Source organism: Vibrio sp. S/42/10 (genome assembly GCF_029890535.1).
GTDB classification, from domain to species: domain Bacteria; phylum Pseudomonadota; class Gammaproteobacteria; order Enterobacterales; family Vibrionaceae; genus Vibrio; species Vibrio cyclitrophicus.
Genome location: NZ_JAKMZC010000012.1, coordinates 133624 through 160262, shown reverse-complemented (window position 1 = coordinate 160262; position 26639 = coordinate 133624). Strand labels below are relative to the sequence as shown.

Here is a 26639-nt window from a genome sequence, read left to right as displayed (position 1 = left end):
CTTAATGGGGAATAAAACGTTGCATTGGATCGATATTCTAATTTTCAATGATATTGAATGCCGTTCTTTGTCTTGACCTTGAAGCACAAAGAGGCGACCGAAGCCGCCTCTTTAGTTTATGCATCATAACACATTAATGGTGCAGAATTTGGCTCAAGAAGTTTTGTGTTCTATCTGATTGTGGGTTTTCAAAGAAATCGACAGGATTGTTTTCTTCAATAATCTCACCTGCATCCATGAAGATTACTCTATCGGCGACCTCTTTAGCAAAACCCATCTCGTGCGTTACACATAGCATGGTCATGCCTTCTTCAGCTAGCTCGACCATTACATCTAGCACTTCGCGAACCATTTCTGGATCGAGTGCCGACGTTGGTTCATCAAAAAGCATAACTTGAGGATTCATACATAGAGAACGAGCGATCGCCACACGTTGCTGTTGACCACCTGAAAGCTGACCTGGGAATTTGTCTGCTTGCTCAGGGATTTTTACGCGCTCTAGGTATTTCATTGCAATTGCTTCAGCTTCTTCCTTAGGCATCTTTTTCACCCAAATAGGAGCGAGCGTGCAATTTTCCAAAACCGTTAGGTGAGGGAATAGGTTGAAGTGTTGGAAACACATGCCGACATCTCTGCGCACGGCTTCAATGTTTTTTAAGTCTTCAGTCAGCTCATTACCTGAAACGAAGATATCGCCTTTTTGGTGCTCTTCCAATCGGTTGATACAACGAATCATCGTTGATTTACCTGAGCCAGAAGGGCCACAGATAACGATTTTCTCACCTTTTTTAACTTCAAGGTTAATGTTCTTTAGTACGTGAAACTCACCGTACCACTTGTTCATGTCTTTCAACTCAATCATAAGACCTTGAGAGTTGTTTTCTGTTTGCTGCGTCATAATACGTCCTTGATCTTGTTAATTATCGTTTGTGACCGGTGTGAAGTTTGTTTTCTAGCCATATCGAATATCTCGACATGCCAAAACAAAATACCCAGAACACTAACGCGACAAATACATAGCTTTCTGTTGAATACCCTAGCCATTCAGGGTCGGTATTCGCGGCTTGGCCAATTCCCAAAACATCAAACATACCGATAATCAATACAAGACTAGTATCTTTGAATAAACCAATGAAGGTGTTCACAATTGAAGGAATCGTGATTTTTAAGGCTTGAGGTAGAATGATAAGCCCGGTCTTTTTCCAGTAGCTTAATCCCAGTGCATCCGCGGCTTCGTATTGGCCTTTTGGTATTGCTTGTAAACCACCTCGAATTACTTCTGCCATATAAGCGGCACTGAATAACACAACACCTACAAGTGCTCTGATCAGTTTGTCGGTTTCTGTTCCCTCAGATAAGAAGAGTGGAAGCATTACTGATGCCATGAACAGAACCGTAATAAGCGGAACGCCACGCCAGATCTCAATGTAAACGGTACACATACTGCGGATGATTGGCATCTCTGAACGACGACCCAGAGCCAACGCGACACCAATAGGCAGCGATACAACAATACCGACAAGAGCAATGATCAGTGTAACCAGTAATCCGCCCCATTTGTGTGTATCAACCACTTCCAATCCGAAGATACCGCCGTAAAGAAGACCAGCAATCAAGAAAGGGTAGATGTTTACAAAAAATAACCAAATCCACGTACGCTTAGGTGTTTTTTCGTAAGCTAATATCGCGACAAAAAAAGCTAACGTTGCGTAGAAAAGGCGAGGTCGCCACAGCTCGGCTTCAGGGTAGAAGCCATACATGAACTGATCCCAACGAACGCTAATGAAAACCCAACAAGCGCCGTCACTAGTACAGGCATCTCGTGTTGTTCCTATCCAATCTGCACTTAGGAATGCCCAGTCTGCTACAGCCCATAAAAGGGTAAAAGCGAAGTAGGCTAGAACCACAGTAACAACGCTGTTTACTGGACCATTAAATAGATTTTTTCGTAACCAACCGACAGGTCCAACGGTGTTCGCTGGAGGCGGAAGGTCCGGTTGAAATTGATGTGTACTCATCTTATCTCTCCACCAACGCTACTTTGCGGTTGTATATGTTCATTAGAGCGGATGTTAATAGGCTCAGGGTTAAGTAGACGCCCATTGTCATCGCAATTACTTCAATAGCTTGTCCAGTTTGATTCAACGTTGTTCCTGCAAAAACGGACACAAGATCAGGGTAACCAATGGCCATCGCAAGTGATGAGTTTTTAGTTAGGTTCAAATATTGACTGGTTAGAGGTGGGATAATGATTCTTAAGGCTTGTGGAATAATTACCAGCTTAAGTGTTCTTGAACGAGGGATGCCTAGAGACATTGCAGCCTCTGTTTGCCCATGGTTCACCGCGTTAATACCTGAACGCACGATCTCCGCGATGAATGCCGCTGTGTAGATACTTAAAGCAAGCATTAATGCAGCAAGCTCTGGGATAATGCTAATACCACCTTTGAAGTTAAACCCTTTCAATACTGGGTAATCTGCCGAGATAGGCATACCCATAATGAAGTAAGTAACCAGTGGTAAACCAATAATTAACGCTGCCGCAATACGCAACATAGGTGTTTGTTGGCCAGTTAACTTCTGTTTGTTTTTAGCCCAAATATTGATGATAAAAGTAGCGATAACACCGGCAATTAATGAAGCGATGACAATGCTACTGCCTTGTTCCAATACTGGCGCAGGAAAATACAAACCACGCACGTTCAAGAAAATGGCTTCACCGAGGCTCATACTTTGACGAGCGGAAGGTAATGCTTGAAGAACGGCGAAATACCAGAAAAAGATTTGTAGAAGAAGAGGGATATTTCGGAATATCTCAATGTAGATAGCTGCAAATCGGCTAACTAACCAATTCGAAGAGAGTCTAGCGATACCCATACTAAAGCCTAGTACTGTGGCTAACATGATGCCTAGTACTGAAACTAAAGCGGTATTGAGAAGACCGATAAAGAAAGTACGACCGTATGAGAATGTTTCGTCGTATTCGATGAGTGTTAAGCCGATACCAAAACCAGCTTCTTGGGAGAGAAAATCAAAACCAGTGGCAATACCACGGGAATCTAAGTTAGTGAGTGCGTTGTTTACAATCGTGTAAAAGAAGGCACAAAGAGCTCCGACAGCGATAATTTGAAAAATGACTGAGCGAAAAGTGGGGTTGTATAACAGGTTGGCACTTTTGGGCTGTGGCTTTGTCTGAGCTGGAGAAATAGTTTCATTAGGTTTCATACTACTATAACCTCAAATCCATTTAATAAATAGGGCGGAAAACTCCGCCCTAGTTGATGCTTGAAAATTTATTAACGGATTGGTGGAGCGTACATAAAGCCGCCCGCATTCCATAATGCATTTACACCACGAGAAATTTGAAGTGGAGAACCTGTACCAACAGTACGTTCAAAACTCTCACCGTAGTTACCAACTTGTTTAATTACTTGGTAACCCCAATCATCACGAATACCAAGGCCTTTACCTTTAGGACCGTCTACACCAAGAATACGTTTGATGTTTGGATCTTTCGACTTCAGCATTTCGTCAGCGTTTTTAGAAGAGATACCGTACTCTTCCGCATTAATCATTGCTGAAAGTGTCCATTTAGCAACGTTAAACCATTTGTCATCATCTTGGCGAACCACAGGGCCTAGAGGCTCTTTAGAGATGATTTCAGGAAGTACTTGTGCAGATTTAGGATCAGCTAGGTTTAAGCGAAGTGCATACAAGCCAGATTGGTCTGTAGTAAGAACGTCACAACGACCCGCGTCGAAACCTTTAGATGTTTGCGCTGCTGTATCAAATACCACTGGCTTGTAAGACATGCCGCTGTTACGGAAGTAATCGGCTAGGTTAAGCTCAGTCGTTGTACCTGATTGAACACATACTGAAGCGCCATCAAGTTCTTGAGCACTTGTAAGACCAAGATCTTTCTTAACCATGAAGCCTTGACCATCGTAGTAGTTAACGCCAACGAAGTTCAGACCAAGAGCCGTGTCACGATGTAATGTCCATGTTGTGTTACGAGATAGTACGTCGATTTCGCCAGATTGAAGCGCAGTAAAACGTTCTTTAGCTGTTAGAGGTACATACTTAACTTTAGTCTTGTCACCGAGTACAGCCGCTGCAAGCGCTTGACAATACTCAACATCGATTCCTTCCCATTCACCTTTTGAGTTAGGGTTAGAGAACCCTGGAAGACCTGTACTTACACCACAAGTTAGAAAGCCTTGAGATGTGACTTTGTCCAGAGTGCTTTCTGCCGCTGATGCTGATGTTGCCATCATCGCAGTTGATGCAGCTACTACTGAAGCAAGAAGTGTTAGTTTATTTGTCATTTGTATCCTTCCTTGTTAACCAGGTGACACCTGATACTCGTGCTCGTTTGAGTTTTTCTATATGTGTTGCGTTTTCTATGACCTTGTTACTCAAATCAAACCTGTTGCATTTTGCAAATGAAACTGTGTGCGATTTAAGCAACTGTTTATAAGGTTAGGAAAGGATCCGTACTTTCACAAATGTATAATTTAAAAAGAATTTTGAATGAAATCACAAATCCGAACACAATTAGAATGACCAAATGTTAAGTGAATGTAAATAGTGCAACGGTTCACACTGTTGGTGCAACAAGATTTAGATTTTTATATTGATAATCGACTAGATAAATATTCTGAATCAACATCACAATGATGAAACATTAAACTTAAGAAATGTTGAAATTTGGTGAATAAATATTTTTATTACACTTGGATAGTTATTAATGTGCTCCAAATTTGGTAGCATGGTTGAATAGTTATTGAAGTAGTCTCAAGGAAGAACATGCGTTATTTCCCAATGTTTTTGGATGTAGAGAATAAGCCAATTCTAGTGGTTGGTGGGGGTGAGGTTGCTTGCCGAAAAGTAGATAGCTTATTAAGAGCAGGGGCTAATGTGACTTTGGTGTCTCCCAAGGTTGCACCTTACTTAAAGCAGCTAGTTGACGAGAGTAAACTTCATTGGGTACAAAACTTTTACTCGTCACAAATTATCTCAAAAGATTATCTACAAGTTTGGGCGACTACAGACAATCCAAGTCTTAACCATCAAGTACATAATGATGCGAAAAAACTGGGTATTTTAGTCAATGTGGTCGATGATTTGCCTTATTGTGACTTCATTACTCCTTCGATGATAAATCGCGGAAGAATCCAAATTGCGATCTCTAGCGGCGGTGCATCACCTGTTTTAGTGAGAAATATTAGAGAAAAACTCGAAACGATACTTCCGCAAAACATAGGGTTGATCGCAGATTTTGGTGCATCAAAACGCAATTCGATCAAAGAGTCATTCCCAACTGTCGACGAGCGTCGTAAGTTTTGGGAACGGTTTCTGTCATCAAGTTTTATAGAGCAGGTGGCAGACAGAGAGCAATTAGAAGCGTATTACCAACAAGCGTTGACTGAAGGCATTGACAATGAAGGACAGGTCACTTGGATTGAGTTCGAGCAAGATATTGAGCTGTTACCAATGAAAGCTTTACGTTTGATGCAAGAAGCGGAGCTTGTTCTTGCTCCGAATGATTGTCCATTCGAGTTCGTCGATTTGTGTCGTCGAGACGCGGAAAGGGAGAGCTATGCTAACAGTGGTGAGCTTTCTACCAAGTTAGAGCAAGCAAGAGCGGAAAACTTAAGAGTGTGTGTCTTCATTCCACCAGCAAGCGTAGAGTTTAATTTACTGGCAGGTAAAGATCTGAAACTGTCTTCTGCGAGAGTATTAGATTGAGGAAAGAGCTTTTCGGAAAAATCTAAATAGACTGTCGATGTTCTGGAAAAATGCTCCGACAAATAAAAAGCCACTTCCCTAAAAGAAGTGGCTTTTTTCCAATTGCATCTTCGATAATTGTTTATGTATCGAAATCACCTTCTGCGGTGCTGCCTATTCGCGATCGGTGATTAAAGCCGTCGCTTTATTGTCAGTATAATTAATCGCGGAAGTTATCAAATTGGAAAGGTTGACCAAGCTCAGCACTACGAACTAAGGCCATAACCGCTTGCAGATCATCGCGCTTCTTGCCCGTTACACGAACTTTGTCGCCTTGGATAGCGGCTTGAACTTTCACTTTATTGTCTTTGATTAGCTTGACGATTTTTTTAGCGACATCCGTTTCGATACCTTGCTTAAAAATAACCGTTTGGTGCCAAGTTCGACCTGTTTGATCAGCGGCTTTTGCTTCCATCGCGTTAGGATCAACATTACGCTTTGTCAGGTTGCTACGAAGAATATCGCGCATCTGCTTTAGCTGAAAATCGTCTTGAGCGCTCAGTTTTACTGATTCATCTTTGTAATCAAAGCTAGCCTCTACGCCACGGAAATCGAAACGAGTCGATAGTTCACGGTTAGCGTTGTCTACAGCGTTGCGTAGTTCTACTGATTCTACTTCAGAGATAATGTCAAATGATGGCATTGTGTTGTGTCCTTAAGCTAAATTTCTATCTTTAATTGCCGTTGCAAGCATGTCGAGCATTGTTGCAGTATCTTCCCAGCTAAGGCATGGGTCGGTAATAGATTTGCCGTATTCTAGGTTATTGATGTCTGTCATTGGCTGGTTGCCTTCAACAATGAAGCTTTCCGCCATGATGCCTGCAATTTGATTCTTGTTAGATTTTATCTGTTCACAAATATCTTGTGCAACGTCTAACTGCTTACGGTGTTGTTTCTGACAGTTAGCATGGCTAAAGTCTACAACCAAGCGTTGAGGAAGTTCGAATTCAGCTAATTGCTTACATGCGTTATCGACAGATTCAGCATCGAAGTTCGGGCCTTTGTCACCACCACGTAGAATTACGTGACCGTATGGGTTACCAGAAGTACGGTAAACTGTCATGCGGCCATTCTTATCTGGAGAATAGAAGTAGTGTGAAGCATGCGCAGCGCGAATAGCATCAATAGCAATCTTGATGTTGCCATTAGTTGCGTTCTTGAAACCAACAGGGCAAGACAGTGCAGAAGCCATTTCACGGTGAATTTGAGATTCTGTTGTACGAGCGCCAATCGCGCCCCAAGTGATCAGGTCTGCAATGTATTGGCCAGTGATCATATCAAGGAACTCAGTTGCAGTAGCAAGGCCAAGTTTATTGATGTCTAGCAAAAGCTTACGAGCCTTGTTTAAGCCCGTTTCAAGAGCATACGAGCCGTCAAGGTTAGGATCGGTGATCAAACCTTTCCATCCTACAACAGTACGAGGTTTCTCAAAGTAGGTTCTCATTACGACGAACAGTTCATCTTTATACTGTTCTTGAATTTGGCTTAGACGCTCTGCGTAATCAAGAGCTGCATCTGTGTCATGTACAGAGCAAGGGCCAACGATAACTAACAAGCGGTTATCACGACCCGTTAGGATATCTTCGATTTGGCGGCGAGAATTTTTAATGCGCTCAGCAACGTCGTCAGTAATAGGGTGTGCATTGCCTAATTCGGCAGGAGTTGGCATAGGACCCAGAGCTTGGGTTCTCAACTCATCAGTTTTTAATGGCATGTGATAGCTTTTTTTATTCTATTGCGAAGTGGTTAAGATAACGGAATTGAACAGAGGAATAAACTCTCTTAAGTCAAAGTTATCTCTGTTATTGCTAATATTCTTATTTTTATCAGCAGCGCGGCGGCAAATAGGGGATTTTCACTTGTATTAACAGGCAGCTATCGGTATTTTCGTTTGAACACAATATAAAAATGCTGGAGCAGCAATGACTCAAGAAAATCAAAGCACTTTGCACCCAGAACTTGTCTTAGGTGATGTGCTGCCTTCTTATAACGATAATAATAATTCCAACCATCTCTACGTTTCATTATCTGAATTGGTTATGGACCGTGTTTTCTATCACCCAAGTATTGAAAGTCATATAGAGACTCTTTCTGATATAGAGAAAACCTCGTTAAATGCCATTCTTGGTGATAAGACTGTCGATGAACATTTTGTATCTACACTTGTCGTGGCAATTCAAGCGGCAATTCAACCTAGTCACACTAAAGTTCGGATTGCTTTGAGCAGCGCAGATAGTTATGGCTTCCGTTCATTGCTAGGTGGTCATTGTGAAGTAGAAGAAGTTAACCCAGCGCTTGGGGTTCGTGGTGTGGCTCGCTACGCGACACAGGAATACAGCAAGGCATTCGCGCTAGAGTGTCAGGTGATCAAAACATTGCGAGAGCAGGGTATCAACGTTGAAGTGGTTGTTCCTTACGTTCGCGCATTGAGTGATGCCGCGAAGATTATCGATTTGCTTGCCGAGCAAGGCTTACCACGTGGCCTCAACGGTTTGAAAGTTCTGTTCTCTTGCGATGTACCGTCAGCGGTATTGTTGAGTGAACGATTACTGCATTATTTTGATGGTGTAGTGGTTAATGTTGATAGCTTGGCATCTTTTACATTAGGTGTAGATAAACAAAATGAAGCTCAACAACATGCTTTTGACCCTCAAAATGAGGCCGTTATTACCCTATTGGATATGATCGTTAAAGCAACGTTGCACGCGAAGAAACCTGTATTGCTGGTGACTCAAGGTTTGGTTGATTACCCTCGTTTACAAGGCTATATCGCAGATCTTGAAGGCGTTGAAACGGTGATTACCGCGTAATTCAATTCGCAACGTTTATAAGTTTGATTTGAAACACTAATGCTTTAAGAATGAAAGAGATATCATTGCCGATGATATCTCTTTTTTGTAACATTTTTTTGACATTTTGATCTTGAGTCTATTAACTGGTCAGAGGACTAATTATGCTAGGTGACTCGGATGCTAACCCCTCTACAAAAAGCAAATCTCTACTTAACTATGTTTGGCATGTTCAAAGTGCCATTAATTTGGTTATGCAGGCCGAAGTTACTCGCCCTTGATGACAAGCATGTCGAGCTTAAGATCCCCCTAAAAAGACGAACGAAGAATCACTTAAATAGTATGTATTTTGGTGTATTAGCTGTGGGCGCAGATGTTGCCGGGGGCTTTCTTGCGATGAGTAAATCCCAACAGCAAGGGGAAAAAATATCGTTAGCATTTAAAGAGGTGACGGGAAACTTCTTAAAGCGTCCTGAAGCTGATGTGCATTTTACATGTAATGACGGTGAACTCATCAATACTATGCTGGCTGAAACAATGTCGACTGGCGAACGTGTTAATCAAACCGTAACGATCATCGCGACTTGTCCTTCTTTACATGGTGATGAACCCATGGCGGAGTTTCAATTGACACTGTCTATTAAAAAAGTTCCTTCAAAGCGTTAAATTTCATATCGAACAATAACAAACCAAAATCGCAGTATGTGATTACCACATACTGCGGCGTTCTACGATTCTTGGCTAATCTCTTCAATATCAACAATTTTTGAACGGTTCATAACGATTTTCCAACGGTAATATGTTGGTTCGTTGTCGTGATTGTTCTCTTTGATGATCAAGTTGAGTAGATGGCGCTTTTCTACTGATTCACGACTCACTTGCCCCTCGTTCAAGCGATAAACCTTGTTCGACCCTTTATCCATTAGACGGGTTAGAGCTCTCAAGCTGATAGAAAGCGTTTCACGAGTCTCTTCGTAACCACTCATGAAGGTTGAGGTAGACATTTCTGTATGTGAACGATAGTGCAGAATTTGTTCTTCACGCTGTACCACGCGCTTCTTACGGATCGACTGAATACGATCAGCTAGCTTAGAAAAGCTCGCGTAGTCCAGCCATTCTAATTTGTGGCCAACTGATTTGTTGGTCGTCGGATCAAAGTAGCGACGTTTCCATTTTGGCTTGCCCTTACGAAGCCAGCGCCAAAGGATATCTCTTAAGTCATCTTTGAAGATCTCGCGCAACGCATAGATAAATGACATCGAAACGATAAAAGAAGCGGTAATCTCGCCCAAGAAATCACGAGCTAATATAACGGTTGTTGTCACGACCACCATCACCAAACCGGTAGCGATACCTTTAACTGCACGCTTTACGTTTTTTCCCATCGAGGTGGTCTTTTCTTTGAGCACGATAGGGTGTTCAATCAAGCGGCGCAATAAACGCATCTTGTTGCTCAAACGAGTGACGTCTTCTCGAACTCTCGTGGAGTTGTAGCGATTGAGCTTCCGGTGAGCCGTCTCTTTTTCGCATAGTATTAAAAGGCGTTCTTTGATGGTTGAATATTCACTGCCACGTGGCATATGTGAGACCAGTGACAAGAACTTTTGCTCTGTGTACCAAGAAAGGTAGTTATCAATGTTTGCGTAGTAGCGTTTGAGGTTTTCTTCATAAGGAATGCTTCGGCGGAGCTTTTTCAAGATATCTAACGCAAGCTCAATGACTTCGTCGACCTCATCAGCCGTTACGTCGTCACTATCTGTCTTGTTTAAGCTGCTCACGGCTTTATCTAAAGCAATAACGTATTGATATGCGAACAAACTCAAACTCACACGATATTGAGTCGTTGATAAGCGTCCACGTTTTGCCAAACGACTGTGTACGAGTGGTAACAGTGTTTTATCACTATAGTAGGCACGGTTTTGTGTAATCGAGCTATAAAAAAATGCACTTTCAGAAAGCACTTCAGGCGTCAGCCCGAGTTCACCGGGAATGAATAGATAAACGTCCATGTCGAGCTTTTTTGTTTTTGCCATCGCATGGTTAATTTTAAGTGTTATCGCATCTTGTTTATCAACGGTGATCAACGATGTCTCCTAGAATGTAAAAATATGAATGAAACTAGCGAAAGCATATCAGAGATCACGTATAATCACCGCCAAATTTAAAGTAGAGACAATCTTGATGATTAATATTGGTCAAATAAACAATTTAGAAGTAGTAAAACAAGCAGACTTCGGTGTATTCCTTGACGCTAGCGACTATGGAACTGTGTTGCTTCCGAAACGGTTTACTCCTGAAGGTGTTGAAATTGGTCAAAAGTTAGATGTTTTCTTATACATTGATTCTGACAACCAGATCGCAGCAACCACTGAAAAACCCATAGCTCAAGTAGGGCAGTTTGGCCTAATGACGGTTGAAGGTGTAAACAGTACCGGTGCATTTATGAGCTGGGGCGTGAAAGGGAAAGATCTACTGGTTCCTTTCAGCGAGCAGCGCGGACGTTTAAACGAAGGTCAATCAATCTTAGTATATGTGTATATTGATAAAGCATCTAGCCGCATTGTTGGTACAACGAAGTTTAACAAGTGGTTAGACAACACGCCTGCGACTTATAAGCAAAATGAGCAAGTAGATCTTATCATCGCTGAGCGCAGCCAACTTGGTTACAAAGCGATCGTGAACGGTGAACACTGGGGCATGATCTTCCCATCAGATATCATCGGCAAGTTGTTCATTGGTAAAACGTTGAAAGGCTACATCAAGAACGTTCGTGAAGAAGACGGAAAAATCGATCTGTCTCTTCAAAAAATCGGTGTGGCCAAGATGGATGATCTAAGCACTAAGATTTTGGATTTGCTTGAGAAGAAAGGTGGCTTCTTGCCTTTGAATGACAAGTCTTCACCTGAAGCGATTTTCTCTGCATTCAGAACCAGTAAAGGCACATTCAAAAAGACGATCGGCGGTTTGTACAAGTCAGGCAAGATTGCTATCGATAAAGAAGGCATCCGTTTAGCTGAATAAGCGAAACTATTATAGGTAAAAAAAAGCCCAAACCTTCCTGTTTGGGCTTAGGGGAAAGGGCTCCGAAGAGCCTACGCTAATCGTTGTAGTTCTGTGTCTAATAGAGCAAAGTCTAGTTTAAATTCTCCATTATGCGATTTTTCATCACACAAATAGTGACTTGAATTGATGGTTATGTAATTAAACGTTGATTTGACAATGTTTTAATTTGCGCTAATCGCACTGTTGCTATAAAACAGTTAATAGTTTCTCAAGTGAAATAGAAAAAGCCCAAACAACTCACGTTGTTTGGGCTTTTTGTTTTTTGCGCATAAAAGACGGCGGTGCCTTTAATTGTAGGATTAGAAAAGATTTTTATCGCGTACCAGCTCTCTTGGTAAGCCATTTTTAACTCGGTTACCTACCCACTTTCCAAGGCCGATGATTGCGCCGTTATACTTCACCAATACTTCTCCTTTGCCCGATAGGCCTTCAGGACGTACATCGCGCCCCATAAACCATTCTCGAGCGTCTTCAATACATAGCTCTACAATATTAGTTTCGTTGCCTGTAGCCAGTGTTGTCGCCACCTGGTGTTGCCATCGGTAGCCTTTTTTATGAGTTTCAGCGATCTTGATGCCCATACGAGAGAAGCGGAACTCACCAATCATTGGCTCTAATGCTTCAGGGAACAACCAAACGTCTTTATCGCGAATCCATACTTGAGTATCAGTTGGTAATTCTATATCAAGCGTGCTCATCAGTTGTTCAGCGACTTCTTGTTGAACTTTCTTTGACGCTTTTTCAAATGGGAATTTACCCAGGCGTTTTTTAACTTCTGGTGGAGTAACAGATGCCAGTTTACGGATGCGTGCGACAAAGAAACCTTCAGAGTCATATACCTGTGGGAATATATGAAGAAAGCCTTCTTCCGTCGTGGTTGCTTTTGCGTTGTCGAATAGTGATTCAAGGGATTCAAATTCTACTGCGTCACCAAAAGTCTCTTTTAGGTGATGACATACTTGTTGGTTTTCTTCTGTGCTTAATGTGCAAGTCGAGTAAACTAATACGCCGTTAGGCTTTAGCGCGTGGAACGCACTTTCAATCAGGTCTTTCTGGGTATTAGCAATATCGACCACTGATTGATACGTCCAGTTTTTCATGGCATCCGCGTCTTTACGAATCGTACCTTCACCAGAGCAGGGGGCGTCGAGTAATACGGCATCAAACTGTTCTGGTAACCAGCCGCCGAATACTCGTCCATCAAAATTGCTCAGCGCTGTATTGCGAACGCCACAACGCTCGATGTTAGCGTGAAGTACTTTCACTCGGCTTGCAGCGTACTCATTGGCAACCAGTACGCCGCGATTATTCATTAGCGCCGCGATTTGCGTTGTTTTAGAGCCGGGTGCAGCTGCTGTATCTAACACGGCTTGATAGTCTTCTTCGCTTTGAAACAATGCAGAAGGTGGCATCATAGAGCTGGCTTCTTGGATATAAAATAAGCCAGACATGTGTTCAGCTGTATTGCCTAAAGGCGTCTCGCTTTCATTAGCGGTGATCCAAAATCCCGTTTCACACCACGGCACAGGTTCCAGTTCCCAACCTTTATCTTTCGCACGTACGAGAAAGTCTTCGACACTGATCTTTAGTGTGTTTACTCGAATACTTTTACGAAGTGGCTTTTGACAAGATGCGATAAAAGAAGCCATGTTCAAGTGGCTTGGCATAATGCCTTTAATGTGAGTTAGGAATTCTTCTGGGATATATACGTTAGCGTGCAAAAGGGTATCTCGATTTATAGCGTTAATGCGGGCAGTTTAAAGCAAAATGAGATTGTCCTAAACCATATTTGTTTCAAACAATAAAAATGCAGCTCAATGGCTGCACTTTTAGTTAAATTTATATGTACCGTAACAGAAGTTCGGCTTATGGCTTAGGTATAGCCGTTCTCCATGATTTCCATTCATCTTCCGCTTGCGGATATAAGTAGAAAGACTGGTCTTCACTTGCCAAAGGTTGTAGTTCATTCGTTGGTGGCGTTGAGAAAGTTATCCCACCTCTGATTAGGCTATCAACGGTCCCAGCTTTGATGTTTGCACCTGTGAGGCCAATAGAAACATCTACACCAGAAACGTTCCAAAATACACTGTTTGCACGGATCAAGTATGCGAATTCAGGCTTAATTTGAATCGTTGAGATAATGCGGTCTGCAAATTCGCCGAGCTGGACATCTATAACGGTACCTATTTCTAACTCACGAAATAAGATAGGCGTTCCTTCCGATACAGACCCTCGTGTTTCACTTTGCAGTTGGAATATCTTTCCTTCTGGCTGGACAGGCCCTTTGCTCAGTTTGAACTTCGTTTTTCTTTCACCTTGGCCTGGTTCGACGTTGATATATTTGGATATTAATGCGGAAACGTTCTTAATACCGTTCAACCCAATCTCTGGTTCTGCGAGCCAGAAATGACTGTTAGCGACCGCAATTTTGTCGACATACTCGGGTAAAATGCGAGCCGTAATCTCAATGCCACCTTTGTTAAAGTTAGGAATAACTAAGGTCACTTCACCAACTGTGACACCTTGATATTTGATGGTAGTACCTTTGCTGACTTCTTGATCGCCTGCAGAAGTAATCGTAATGGCACGACCAAATTTACGAGCTGACTTCGAATCGTTATATAATTTCCATACGTCGCCTAGTTTGTTGTCGATTCCAGGTAACGAATCAAAGGCGATACCACCTTGAATCAGTGTTTTTACCGGTGCAGCTTTAATACTGATCCCAGCCAAAGACGCATCTACTTCTACACCAGATCGGTTCCAGAAAACAGTATGCTTGTTGATTAGGTGCGTATAGCGGTTTTCAATCGTAACTTTAATTCTTACGCCGCCATCAGCGAGTTGGAAATCTGAGATACTGCCGACTTGAAGATTACGATAGAGCAGTGGGCTTCCTTTGGAAATTGAAGGTAACTCACTAGCAAACAATGACAATGTTTTTGAACCAGTCTGATTGAACTTTGCTATCTCTGCCAATGATTTACTTTGAAATAGTTGATAATGGGTGCGAGATTGGTTTTTACCTTCGCTCACAAAGCTGATGGAGCCTGACAGTAATTGTTTAGCAGGTGGTACTGTTACACTTAATCCAGACTCTGTTAGTTCTGCAGTCGCGCTGCCTGTAACAAAGAATCGATTGTGGCTTTTAATCAAGTGAGAGTATTCGTTGTCGATTAAAGCATCCATGAACACTTCGTGCTTGTCGCTTCCAGTACCGACACCTTCTACTAACCCTACGTTAATGATAGAGCCCACAGCGATTCCCTTGTATAACAACTGGGTTCCAACATCTAAACCAAATGAATTGTTCGACGTTAGACGAATCGAGACCGACTTCTCTTGTTCCTGACTGAACTCATTCTTACGAATAGCAGTAAACTTGCGAGCCTTGTCACCTTCACCGGGTACCAAGGTAAGGAAATTGCCGGTTACCAAATTCGCGATGTTTTTCATCCCTGTTAGCGACAGTTCCGCTTCTTCTAGAACGAATTTACTGCCGCTGTTTAAAAAGTCACTGAATGCAGGTTGGATAGCAGCAGAAGCAATCACGTGTTCGCGACCTTCGCTCAAAGATAAGTTGGTGATTTGTCCAATTTCAATGCCTCTATACATGATTGGAGCGCCAGTCGCACTGATCTTGTTGTCGTCCGGAACGGCGATTTGGATCGAAATACCACGACCCGCAGTTTTCAAATCAGGGTAGAGCTTGAATTTGGTGTTCATCTCGACCGGTTGACCTTCTCCAGGTGAATCAACCGCAATTGAGCCTCCTAATAGAGCACTTAAGCTTTCTAAGCGAACATCAACGCCAGAGAAACCAATACTCGCCCCCAAGCCACTTACATTCCAGAAACGGCTTTGATCAGTGATTATGTGGCTATATTCATCTTTAATTGCAGCTTGAATTGTCACTGATTTCGCGTTGTCGTTGAGCTGGTAATTGTAGACTTCACCAATTGGAATCTTGCGATAGACTATTTGAGAACCAATAGACACGCCGCCGAGATCTTTAGTTGTAAGAGAGATGTTAAGCCCCTCAGACGCCAAGAGATCGGAAGGGGATGACTCCAATGCATGAAATACGGTTTCAGGTTCTTCTTTGGTTTCACTTGGGTGAATCGCAATATAGTTACCGGACACCAGCGCATCTAACCCAGAGATACCGGATAAGCTCGCCGTTGGTTTCACTAACCAAAAGCGCGTGCCTTTCGACAGTAACTTTTTAGCTTCAGGGTAGATATCAGCATCAACGTAAATATTAGATAGGTCTTTAGATAATGTGATGTCACGAACCATACCGACCTCTAAGCCTTGGTATCGAATGGTTGTGCGTCCTGCGACTAACCCCGCAGCGTCTGAGAAGTAGATTTGCACACGTTGACCAGCATCGTGTATTGACTTCATTACCAGCCAACCGGCGAGCACGACAGTCAAAATAGGAAGAATCCACAAAGGCGAGATGCCCTTGTTTTTCCTGACTTCTGGTGAATATGACGTTTGTGATTGGTTATTGTTGTTCATTCACTGACTCATCTTTAGAGGTGTAGTTATCCCAAATTAGCCTAGGATCTAAGCTTTCAGCTGCCAACATCGTGAGAACAACCACGACGCCAAAAGCCACAGCACCATAACCTGGTGTAAAATTTAAAATTTGCCCACGGTCGACCAAGGTCATCATGATCGAAATAACGAACAGATCCATTACGGACCATTTCCCCACCCATTTAACAATAAAGTAGATGGTCATACGTTGTCTGTGGTAGACCGCGCGCTTCGTTTGAATACAAATTAGGATGTAAGCAAGGCCAAGAATTTTTGCCACAGGCACGACAATACTGGCAACAAAAATGATCACTGCAATGCCATACATATCGCTATTAATTAGTGAAGCAACGCCTGAGAGAATCGTATCTTCCAGTCTTTGTCCGTTGGTAATCAGGATCGATATTGGAATGACGTTTGCCGGTATGATGGCGACGGTCGCTGCAAACAACAACGCCCACGTCTTTTGTACAGAGTAGGGCTTACGGTGATACAACTCATGATGACAACGCACACAAGCATGTCCATCAGGTTGAGATAGGTGGCAGTTATGACAATGAACGTTCTTACTCTCGGCGAACGCGTAGTCTGACTCTTTGGCCCATGCTTCCCAATAACGTCTCACACTAATACGACTTACCAGTAACACGCTACACAACTGCAATAGAATTAAACCTATCAATCCTGGGCCGACAAAAATGTCAGAGTAATCTTGTAGTTTGAAACAGGAAATCGCGACGCTTACCAAGAATACGTCTAACATCATCCAGTGTTTAAGGGTTTGGATAATCGCTAGCGAATAGCGAAATGGCACAAAAATCTTAAAACGTAGTGATACATGGGTGATGAGTACAGAACTGCACACCAGTAACGGTGCTATTGAGCTACAGAATAATATTAGTAAACCAAGTAGTGGGAAGCCTTCTCCCATTAACGTAAATACACCGGATGGCAATGTAGCTGGAATCATCACCCCAATCAGACGGATACTAATGAATTCAAAAAAGTGAGAAGGGATAAACAGCAACAGACAAGTGATGGCGATTGCTAGATTTCCGGAAAGACTCGGTGTACCACCTCGATAAAGTTGGGTGCCACATCTAGGGCAATACGCGGATTTGCCGTGTGGGATGTCCATTTTATCAACCGGGAGTTCGCAACCCTGACAAAGACGTACGGAGCTGCTGTCGCACTGGTGCTCGGTTGTTAACGAAGATTCAGCTGTTAACGGAGATTTAGTTGACAACTGGTGTTGAGTTGATAAAGGGGTAGTTAATGATGGGGAGGTCACGCGACCTCCCAAGTTGAAACGTAAGCCAGGCTTTTTATCTCACTTAAACGCTCGGAACAACATACATCAGGCGTGCGATTGCACACTGCCATAGAGTGTTTGATATAGTCCTTGCTGTTCAACCAATTCACCATGTGTTCCCGTTTGTGTCACTTGCCCGTCTTCTAAAACATAGATTAGATCGGCCTGTTTCACCGCTGATAATCGATGAGCCACAATCAAAGTTGTGCGATCTTTCAAAAATTCGCTTAATGCTTTGTGTAGTGCCGCCTCTGTTGCAGTATCTAATGCCGATGTTGCTTCATCAAGAATAACAAACTTCGGATTACTCAACACCATGCGGGCAATGGCTAGGCGTTGTCTTTGACCGCCAGATAAGCGAACGCCATTTCGGCCTATTTGAGTATCAAGACCATTACTCAGTTGCTTGATCACGTCTTGCATTTGAGCAACTTCTAGAGATCGCCATAACGACATTTCATCGTATTCGGCTCCAAGGGTCAGATTATGCCTCAATGTATCGTTAAAGAGTATAGGTTGTTGTAAAACAACGGCAATTTGACTTCGAATTACGTCAAAGCTAATGTCATCGGTGGTTTCATCGTTAAAGCGTATACAACCTGAATCTGCCTGATAAACCCCAATGAGCAGTTGGATCAGTGTTGATTTTCCACCACCACTAGCGCCGACTAAAGCGACTTTTTTACCTGCTGGAATATGCAGCGATAGTTTATTTAAAACAGTGTTTTCTGATGTGTAAGAAAATGTAACGTTGTCTATGTCTACTGTCACTTCTTTATCTTCATTGAACGGATTGATCTTACTTATCGGTCGTTTTTCTTCTTCTAATTGAAGTAAGTCGTTGATACGTTGCAATGCGGCTTTGGCGCTATACCAAGAGAATTGAATTCCCAGCAATTCTTGGACGGGACCTAACATGAACCATAAGTAACCAAATACCGCGAATATTTGACCAATGGTTAAGTCACTAAACAATACCATTAGCATCGCAACCGCACGGAAAAGCTCGAAGCCTAGTAAAAACAGCAAAAATGAAACACGACCTGCAGCTTCAGATTGCCATGCGTACTTGTCGGCATCGATTCTTACTTGGTTCGCTTGGACCTTAAGTTCATCTAGGAAAATTCGTTCTTTATTGGCTGCTCGTAGCTGATAAATGCCATCTAAGGTTTCTACTAAGCGGTTTTGAAAATGTTCGAAAGACTGATTTTCATACTTCTTAAGGTGTTTTACCTTGCTGCCTAGTTTACGAGAAAAATAAATAACAACAGGATTGACCAGTAAGATAAAGAGACCTAGTCGCCATTCTAACCACAGTAGAACGATCGCCGTTCCGAGCACAGTTAAAAAGCTGATGATAAATTTAGATAGGGTAGAACCAATGAACTTATCAATGGTCTCTATGTCTGTAATTAGGTGAGCATTAATACCTCCGCTGCCTTTGGTCTCGTATTGTCGAATACTGATTCGCCCAAGCTTATCTATCATCTTACTACGCATTTGGTAGGTGATTGTTTTGGATACAAGCGTAAACTGACGTCCCTGCAGAATATTCAATGCTTGACTGGTCGTTCGCATGAGGATGACTAACAGCAAAGTTAGCGCAATGTAACCTGTGGGTGTTTGTAACGATGATGGAAGCAGGTGATTCATCATTTCTAAGCCAGAGGCCGGCTTATCAAGTAAAACTTCATCAACCATTAGTGGCATCAGCAACGGGATAGGGACACTAATGAGAGTTGCAAAAATGGCAATAATGTTAGCAAACAGTAATTTGGACTTGTGTTTTTTTACTTGAGTTATTAACCAAGAACGGCTAATAGTGTCTTCTGAATTGTTCATTGTAATGAGAATAAGTCCTATTTAGTTTGATGGCCGCATTTTACTGCGTTCTCTTGATAATGGAAGTCTCAATTTAATTGGAAGCTAATATGAAAATAGAACATTACCAACGCTTAACCAAACAAGCTGTTGCATTAATTGAATCAGAAACCGATCTAACTGCTAATCTAGCTAATATAAGTTCACTGTTGTTTATGGAATTGGATGAATTGAACTGGGCGGGTTTCTATTTAATAAAGCAAGACCAAGCTAAGGAAAAAGACGAACTAGTACTTGGTCCTTTTCAAGGTCAACCTGCTTGTGTGCGAATTCCTGTAGGGCGTGGTGTGTGTGGAACTGCGGTTGCGACGAATACAGTTCAACGCATTCATGATGTTCATGAGTTTGAAGGTCACATCGCTTGTGATGCTGCGAGTAACTCAGAAATCGTTATTCCGTTCTCAATTGACGGAAAAGTAGCGGGCGTTCTTGATATAGATAGCCCAAATGTTGGTCGTTTTTCGCAAATAGACGAAGACGGATTGACATTTTTCATGGCAGAAGTGGAAAAGCTGCTTAATTCGCACGCGAACAAGGCATAAATTATTCTCTTACTGTGGTTTTTCCCAAGCATCTCTCTATAATACGTAAAAATATTTTCTTAATGCTCGCGGAAAACCGCAAAAACCAGGAACCCACATGGAAAACACTGAAAAGTTAAAAAACAGCAAAGAAGTTATCGCATATATTGCTGAATGTTTCCCTAAATGCTTTACTCTAGAAGGTGAAGCAAAACCACTTAAAATTGGTATTTTTCAAGATCTTGCTGAACGTCTAAATGAAGACGAAAAAGTCAGTAAGACTCAGCTTCGTGCAGCGTTAAGACAGTACACATCATCATGGCGTTATCTGCACGGCGTAAAAGCTGGCGCAGATCGTGTTGACCTAGACGGCAACGCGTGTGGCACATTAGAAGAAGAGCATGTAGAGCACGCTAAAGCTACACTTGCAGAAAGCAAAGCTAAAGTGCAAGCTCGTCGTAAAGAACAAGCACAGAAAGCTCGTGAAGAAGGCAAAGCGAAACCTAAGGCGAAGAAAGCTCAACAGCCTCGTCGTCAAGCGCCTAAAGCTCCAAAAGTAGAAAAGCCTGTTGAAACACGCGCTTTGAACGCTGACGAATTTGTCGCTGGCAACGAAGTAAATGTGAACATGGGTAAAGGAAACATGGCTGCGACCATTGTTGAAATCAATAAGGAAGATGTGCGTGTTCAGTTAGCAAACGGCCTACAAATGGTTGTTAAAGCGGAGCACTTGCGCGCTTAAAGGAGATACTCCTACGCATGAAATGCCGTTCAAAATTGACACTGATTGCTGCTAGCTTTTGGCTAGCAGCTTCAGCTCAGGCTCTCGAAGCCAAATTAGATCAGGACGATTTACCTCTACTCGCTCCTGAGGTCCAACACGAAACTGCTAGTAAACGTGTTACTTCTCGATTTACTCGTTCTCACTATAAACACTTCAATCTCAACGATGATTTCTCTCAAGCTATCTTTAATCGTTACTTAGAGATGCTGGATTATAATCGTAATATCTTCACTCAAGCTGATATTGACTCTTTCGCTGCTTCATCCATACAAATTGATGATCAGTTGAAAGCAGGCAATAACCAGATTGCATTTGATGTTTATAATTTGTCTATGCAGAAGCGTTTTGAACGTTTTCAATATGCATTGTCTTTGCTTGATACAGAGATTAAGTTTGATACCGATGAAAGTATTGAACTCAATCGTAGTGAAGCTGAATGGCCAAAAGATATCGCTGAAGTGAATGAGCTTTGGAGAAAACGCGTTAAATACGATGCGTTGAATCTAAAACTCACTGGTAAAGAGTGGCCAGAGATTCAAGAAGTTTTGGAAAAGCGTTACAACAATGCGATGAAGCGTATTACGCAATCGCACAATGAAGATGCTTTTCAAATCTACATGAACGCATTCGCGCGTGAAGTTGATCCGCACACCAGTTACCTTTCTCCAAGAAATGCAGAGCAATTCCAATCTGAGATGAACCTATCTTTAGAAGGTATTGGCGCTGTGCTTCAGATGACAGATGATTACACCATTATTCGCTCATTAGTTGCTGGTGGCCCAGCGTCAAATAGCAAACAACTAAGTGATGGCGATCGTATTGTTGGTGTTGGTCAAGATGGCGAAGAGATAGTAGATGTTATCGGCTGGCGTTTAGACGATGTAGTGCAATTGATTAAAGGCCCGAAAGGGACCAAAGTTAAGCTACAGATTTTGCCTGATGGTAAAGATGCAAAAAGTCACGTTGTCACAATTGTACGCGATAAGATTCGTTTAGAAGACCGAGCTGTTAAATCAGAAGTCATCGAGAAAGATGGCAAGAAGATTGGTGTACTCGAAGTACCAAGTTTCTATGTTGGTCTATCTAAAGATACCGATAAACTGATCACCGAACTTAAAGAGCAAGGTGTCGATGGTATCATTGTCGATCTTCGAAATAATGGTGGTGGTGCACTCACTGAAGCAACCGAACTTTCTGGGTTGTTTATCAAAGAGGGCCCCGTTGTCCAGGTTCGTGATAGCTACGGTCGTGTTAAAGTGAACAGCGATACTGATGGTCAAATCAGTTACCAAGGTCCGTTGACGGTATTGGTGAATCGCTATAGTGCTTCAGCATCTGAAATCTTTGCAGCCGCGATGCAAGATTACGGTCGTGCAATCATTTTGGGTGAAAACTCTTTCGGTAAAGGTACGGTGCAACAGCATCGCTCTTTGAATCATATTTATGATTTGTTCGATAAAGAGTTGGGTTACGTTCAATACACAATCCAGAAATTCTACCGAATCAATGGTGGCAGTACGCAAAACAAAGGTGTAGTGCCTGATATTGCTTACCCAACGCCAATTGACCCGGCAGATACTGGGGAAAGTGTTGAAGATAACGCTCTGCCTTGGGATAGTATCGATAAAGCGAATTACTCAGTGTTACAGCGTAACGATGAAAAAGTTGCAGCTTTAACCGCTCAACACCAAGCTCGTATCGCGACTGACATGGAGTTTGGCTTTATTGCACAAGATATTGAAAAGTATAAAGCAGATAAAGATGATAACGACCTTTCTCTTAATGAAAAGATTCGTCAGCAAGAAAGCGATGAAGCAGATGTACTCCGCTTAGAACGTATTAATCAACGTCAAAAGGCTGCTAAGCAAGAAGCTTTTAAAACGTTGGATGATATTCCTAAAGACTACGAAGCTCCCGATGCTTACCTTGATGAGTCTGTTGCTATCATGCTGGATATGATCAAAAAGTAGAGCAGTTACCTATCAAAGGTGATTGTTTAAAGATACATAATTTAAAAAGCGAGCTTAGGCTCGCTTTTTTTATACCTAATATTTGACAGAAATATTTGACCGTATCGGTCGGGATCGACGCAAAACACATCCAATATTCAGGGTATCTAGCTCTATTTTGCGTTTAATAATGACATTTAAGTTACTTCGCATTTAAAATTTAGTGACTTGGATCGTATTTTTTCGCTTTCTATTCATTACGTGCCTAAGCTTAAAGAAAACGAGGGGACGTTTATGAAATGGATTCTACTATTTTTATCTTGTGTAAGTTTTGTTGCTTTTGGGAGCGAGGTTGCTTCAAGCACGCAACAATCAAAAAGCGACAGTAATCTATCCCATTTTGATCTTCCTTTATTGCTTGGTGATTGGTATTTAATGAATCCGGAACCAGATCAAGGCACTGAAAATTTCAGGGCGATCAAATTGACCCTTGATTCTAATTACTCGTTCACCATTGATATTCAGAAGAAAGACTACAGCGTTGACCATTGGGAAGGTTTGTATAACGCCAATGAAGATACGCTCATCCTTGGTTTGAATACTTCAGAACCTCAGGTTTACGCCTATAGCAGTAATCACAATATGCTGAACCTTAATGGTGTTATGTTTACCAAAGCGTTGCCAAACGCCTTGGCTGGGATTTGGTCAAGTGCCGAACTTTCAGGTAGTGACTTGCGGGCAAGTAACATTCAAAAAATGGATTTAGTACTTCAACCTGACTTTGTATTTATGTTCCGAGTATCCGATGAAGTGGGCAGTGAAGTGGTTCGTCGTGGTGTTTATTACACAGAGGGTGATCAGTTGGTGCTCTTATATGAAAATGGTGAACACGGTACGCGTTACACACTAAATAGCGATGTGTTGACCCTTCAAGGTGAAGAGGGAGATATGTTTGCGGTGCTCAATCGTATTCGATAAGTATTCGGTTTATTTGTAAAACGCCGTTCGTTGATAATATGGTGTACAGGTCATTTCTTAGGCGTTCCTTTCTGATTTGATTGAAAAAATAGCAAAACATGGAGGCATTTTCCAACAATGCCTTCTTTTTTTAACTTTCCTCTTGTGTTCTTGGCGCTCAACCTTTAGATATATACAGTTAAGAAAAATTACGTATAACGATCAAAAGGAACCCGTCATGGCACATACACCTCAAGCCAAGTATCGTAAAGATTATCAATCACCATCTCACACTATTTCTCAAATCGACCTTACTTTCGATTTGTACGATTCAGCATCCATCATTACGGCGGTGTCTAGTGTTAAGCAAGAGAGAGATAGCTCGACCTTAGTACTTGATGGTGAAGGCTTGAAGCTGGTTTCTGTTGTAGTTGAAGGTAACGAGTGGACTCAGTACGAGCTATCTGAAACTCAGCTTATTCTGAACGCTTTACCGAAAGACTTTACGTTGACCATCGTGACTGAGGTGAACCCTGAGGGGAACAGTGCGCTTGAAGGCCTATACAAATCGGGTGGTGCTTTCTGCACTCAATGTGAAGCTGAAGGTTTCCGTCGTATTACTTACTACATGGATCGCCCAGATGTTCTGGCTAAGTTCACGACAACTGTCATTGCGGACAAAGCAGAGAATCCATTCTTACTCAGTAACGGTAACCGAGTAGATCAAGGCGAAGCTGAAAATGGTCGTCACTGGGTGAAATGGCAAGACCCACATCCAAAACCAGCGTACTTGTTTGCTTTAGTTGCGGGTGACTTCGATGTACTTCGTGACGCATACACCACAAAATCTGGTCGTAATGTTGATTTAGAAATCTTTGTCGACAAAGGCAATCTAGACCGCGCAAACCACGCGATGGTTTCTTTGATTAACTCCATGAAGTGGGACGAAGAGCGTTTCAATCTTGAGTATGACTTAGACATCTACATGATCGTAGCCGTTGATTTCTTCAATATGGGTGCGATGGAAAACAAAGGCTTGAACGTATTCAACTCTAAGTTCGTTTTAGCTAATGACCAAACAGCAACAGATACAGACTACCTTGGTATTGAAGCAGTAATCGGTCATGAATACTTCCATAACTGGACGGGTAACCGAGTTACTTGTCGTGATTGGTTCCAGTTAAGCTTGAAAGAAGGTTTAACGGTGTTTCGTGACCAGGAGTTCTCTTCTGATCTTGGCTCTCGCGCAGTAAATCGTATCAACAATGTTCGTATTATCCGCGGGCCACAATTCGCTGAAGATGCGAGTCCAATGTCTCACCCAATTCGCCCAGAAAAAGTGATAGAAATGAATAACTTCTACACATTAACGGTATACGAAAAGGGCAGTGAAGTGATCCGAATGATCCACACATTGTTGGGTGAGGAAGGTTTCCAAAAAGGCATGAAGTTGTACTTTGAACGTCACGATGGCACGGCAGCAACGTGTGAAGACTTCGTAGCGGCAATGGAAGATGCATCGGGTGTTGATCTGTCTCAGTTCCGTTTATGGTATAGCCAATCAGGTACGCCGACACTTTCGGTTGAAAGCCATTACGATGCAGAGAAGAAACAGTACACGTTAACAACTCGACAAGTAACGGCTCCAACTCATGAGCAAACGGAAAAGCAAGCTCTACATATTCCTTTTGATATAGAACTGTACACAGCTACGGGTAATGTGATTGAGTTACAACGTAACGGAAAGTCAGTTCACAATGTGCTAGATGTGAAAGAGGCGGAACAGACTTTCGTGTTTGAAAACGTTTCTGAGCAACCGATCCCATCATTACTTCGTGAATTCTCTGCACCAGTGAAACTTGAGTACGATTACTCAGATGAAGAGCTGATCTTCTTGATGGTTAATGCTCGCAACGAGTTTTCTCGTTGGGATGCGGGTCAAATGCTACTGGCTAAGTACATCCGCAGTAACGTTGAAAGAGTTCAACAAGGTGAAGAGTTTGAACTTTCAATTTCTGTTGTAGATGCGTTCCGTGGAGTATTGCTTAGTGACTCATTGGAGCCTGCATTTATTGCAGAGATGCTTTCATTGCCAAGTCACAACGAAGTTTCTGGTTGGTATGATCGCGTCGATATCGATGCAGTTGCGTCGGTATTAAATGCGATGAAAGTGACATTAGCGAAAGAGTTGGAAGATGAACTGTCTGCGGTTTATCACAGTCATGCATTAACTGAATACACAATTGATCATGATTCGATTGGTAAGCGTACTCTGCGTAAAGTTTGCCTAAGTTACTTAGCTCATACTGAACAGGGTAATGATTTGGTTGTGACTATGTATCAACAGGCAAACAACATGACAGATACTATGGCTGCAATGGGGGCGGCCAACAGTGCACAGCTAGCATGTCGTGAAACCTTGATGGCAGATTACAGTGACAAGTGGAAACACGATGGCCTTGTTATGGACAAATGGTTTGCCTTGCAAGGTACAAACCCAAGTGCAAGCGCGCTTGACGTGATCAAAGCGTCGATGTCGCACCAAGCGTTCAGTTTGAAGAACCCGAACCGTACCCGTAATTTGGTTGGCTCATTCCTAAATATGAACCCGGTTCAATTCCATGACAAGTCAGGTCAAGGTTATGCGTTTGCTGGTGAAATCTTACGCGAGCTTAACAGCAGCAACCCGCAAGTGGCGTCGCGTTTAATAGACCCACTGCTTAAGTTCCGTAAATACGACGATGAGCGTCAAGCTTTGATCATAAAAGAACTTGAGACGCTCAAGAACATGGATAACTTAGCTAAAGATCTGTTTGAAAAAGTGAATAAAGCACTAGAGGCTTAAGTTAAGCGATAAAACAGGTAAACTAAATCAGTGACAGAGGAATCTGTCACTGATTTTTTGCTTTCAATGTTACTCAGTTTGTTAGAGGCCTAAATGTCGTTTTAAATCTTAAACATAGTATATGGACCATAGACGTATACGAACATAGGCATGTGCGAACATAGCTATAAGCGCTAACACTTTGCTAATTTTAACCCATTTGTGCC

At 42.3% G+C, this 26639-nt stretch carries 20 protein-coding genes; 9 read left to right on the top strand and 11 right to left on the bottom strand.

Annotated elements, in window-relative coordinates; all coding sequences use genetic code 11:
• Window positions 1-133: 133 nt before the first annotated feature.
• The 4 genes from L8S15_RS14515 to L8S15_RS14500 form a co-directional block, all read right to left on the bottom strand.
• Window positions 134-898, bottom strand: a complete 765-nt coding sequence (locus tag L8S15_RS14515; protein WP_010440725.1) for an amino acid ABC transporter ATP-binding protein — start codon at window positions 896-898, stop codon at window positions 134-136.
• Window positions 899-920: 22 nt separating this feature from the next.
• The gene (locus tag L8S15_RS14510; protein ID WP_010440727.1) at window positions 921-2018 is read right to left on the bottom strand and encodes an amino acid ABC transporter permease; all 1098 of its coding nucleotides are present in this window, start codon (window positions 2016-2018) and stop codon (window positions 921-923) included.
• Between the two features lies 1 nt (window position 2019).
• Window positions 2020-3225 (bottom strand): amino acid ABC transporter permease, encoded by a 1206-nt coding sequence (locus L8S15_RS14505; RefSeq protein ID WP_010440729.1) that lies wholly within the window; start codon window positions 3223-3225, stop codon window positions 2020-2022.
• A gap of 71 nt (window positions 3226-3296) precedes the next feature.
• Window positions 3297-4325 (bottom strand): amino acid ABC transporter substrate-binding protein, encoded by a 1029-nt coding sequence (locus L8S15_RS14500; protein ID WP_010440731.1) that lies wholly within the window; start codon window positions 4323-4325, stop codon window positions 3297-3299.
• A gap of 481 nt (window positions 4326-4806) precedes the next feature.
• Here L8S15_RS14500 and L8S15_RS14495 point away from each other — a divergent pair, with 481 nt between their 5' ends.
• Entirely contained in the window at window positions 4807-5748 is a 942-nt protein-coding gene (locus L8S15_RS14495) for a bifunctional precorrin-2 dehydrogenase/sirohydrochlorin ferrochelatase (protein WP_010440733.1), read from the top strand.
• Window positions 5749-5947: 199 nt separating this feature from the next.
• Here the strand turns inward: L8S15_RS14495 and L8S15_RS14490 are convergent, their stop codons facing one another.
• Together L8S15_RS14490 and L8S15_RS14485 are read right to left on the bottom strand one after the other, a co-directional pair.
• Window positions 5948-6430 carry a YajQ family cyclic di-GMP-binding protein gene (locus L8S15_RS14490; RefSeq protein WP_010440735.1) on the bottom strand — a complete coding sequence of 161 codons (483 nt, stop codon included), beginning with the start codon at window positions 6428-6430 and terminating at the stop codon, window positions 5948-5950.
• A 12-nt stretch (window positions 6431-6442) separates the two neighbouring features.
• Window positions 6443-7501: a 3-deoxy-7-phosphoheptulonate synthase gene (locus L8S15_RS14485; RefSeq protein WP_010440737.1), complete on the bottom strand. Its 1059-nt coding sequence runs from the start codon at window positions 7499-7501 to the stop codon at window positions 6443-6445.
• 208 nt (window positions 7502-7709) lie between these two features.
• Between L8S15_RS14485 and L8S15_RS14480 the strand changes: the two genes are divergently transcribed.
• Both L8S15_RS14480 and L8S15_RS14475 read left to right on the top strand, forming a co-directional pair.
• Window positions 7710-8597, top strand: coding sequence for a putative PEP-binding protein (locus L8S15_RS14480; protein WP_010440739.1), 888 nt, complete (start codon window positions 7710-7712; stop codon window positions 8595-8597).
• A 159-nt stretch (window positions 8598-8756) separates the two neighbouring features.
• A complete protein-coding gene (locus L8S15_RS14475; RefSeq protein ID WP_010440741.1) occupies window positions 8757-9242 on the top strand; it encodes a DUF4442 domain-containing protein in 486 nt (161 codons plus the stop codon).
• Window positions 9243-9304: 62 nt separating this feature from the next.
• On the opposite strand, the gene L8S15_RS14470 is transcribed toward L8S15_RS14475, so the two are convergent.
• Entirely contained in the window at window positions 9305-10660 is a 1356-nt protein-coding gene (locus tag L8S15_RS14470; protein WP_010440743.1) for a hypothetical protein, read from the bottom strand.
• 28 nt (window positions 10661-10688) lie between these two features.
• On the opposite strand from L8S15_RS14470, the gene L8S15_RS14465 reads away from it, so the two are divergent.
• Complete coding sequence (locus L8S15_RS14465) at window positions 10689-11597, top strand: S1-like domain-containing RNA-binding protein (RefSeq protein WP_016767702.1); 909 nt, start codon at window positions 10689-10691, stop codon at window positions 11595-11597.
• Between the two features lie 341 nt (window positions 11598-11938).
• Here L8S15_RS14465 and rsmF read toward each other — a convergent pair whose 3' ends face one another.
• From rsmF to L8S15_RS14445, 4 genes are all read right to left on the bottom strand, one after another.
• The gene (rsmF, locus tag L8S15_RS14460) at window positions 11939-13360 is read right to left on the bottom strand and encodes a 16S rRNA (cytosine(1407)-C(5))-methyltransferase RsmF (RefSeq protein WP_016792148.1); all 1422 of its coding nucleotides are present in this window, start codon (window positions 13358-13360) and stop codon (window positions 11939-11941) included.
• A gap of 145 nt (window positions 13361-13505) precedes the next feature.
• A complete protein-coding gene (locus L8S15_RS14455) occupies window positions 13506-16163 on the bottom strand; it encodes an MlaD family protein (RefSeq protein ID WP_010440750.1) in 2658 nt (885 codons plus the stop codon).
• On the bottom strand, window positions 16150-17487 hold the full coding sequence (locus L8S15_RS14450; RefSeq protein ID WP_029189206.1) for a paraquat-inducible protein A: 1338 nt from the start codon (window positions 17485-17487) through the stop codon (window positions 16150-16152). The genes L8S15_RS14455 and L8S15_RS14450 overlap by 14 nt, the downstream gene beginning before the upstream one ends.
• 54 nt (window positions 17488-17541) lie before the next feature.
• Entirely contained in the window at window positions 17542-19338 is a 1797-nt protein-coding gene (locus L8S15_RS14445) for an ABC transporter ATP-binding protein (RefSeq protein ID WP_016783654.1), read from the bottom strand.
• Window positions 19339-19427: 89 nt separating this feature from the next.
• On the opposite strand from L8S15_RS14445, the gene L8S15_RS14440 reads away from it, so the two are divergent.
• From L8S15_RS14440 to pepN, 5 genes are all read left to right on the top strand, one after another.
• On the top strand, window positions 19428-19919 hold the full coding sequence (locus tag L8S15_RS14440; RefSeq protein WP_010440756.1) for a GAF domain-containing protein: 492 nt from the start codon (window positions 19428-19430) through the stop codon (window positions 19917-19919).
• Between the two features lie 97 nt (window positions 19920-20016).
• A complete protein-coding gene (gene proQ, locus L8S15_RS14435) occupies window positions 20017-20640 on the top strand; it encodes an RNA chaperone ProQ (protein WP_010440758.1) in 624 nt (207 codons plus the stop codon).
• 17 nt (window positions 20641-20657) lie between these two features.
• A complete protein-coding gene (prc, locus tag L8S15_RS14430; protein ID WP_016767706.1) occupies window positions 20658-22652 on the top strand; it encodes a carboxy terminal-processing peptidase in 1995 nt (664 codons plus the stop codon).
• 273 nt (window positions 22653-22925) lie between these two features.
• Window positions 22926-23609 carry a hypothetical protein gene (locus L8S15_RS14425; RefSeq protein ID WP_010440762.1) on the top strand — a complete coding sequence of 228 codons (684 nt, stop codon included), beginning with the start codon at window positions 22926-22928 and terminating at the stop codon, window positions 23607-23609.
• 217 nt (window positions 23610-23826) lie between these two features.
• On the top strand, window positions 23827-26433 hold the full coding sequence (gene pepN, locus L8S15_RS14420; RefSeq protein WP_016792149.1) for an aminopeptidase N: 2607 nt from the start codon (window positions 23827-23829) through the stop codon (window positions 26431-26433).
• Window positions 26434-26639: the final 206 nt, after the last annotated feature.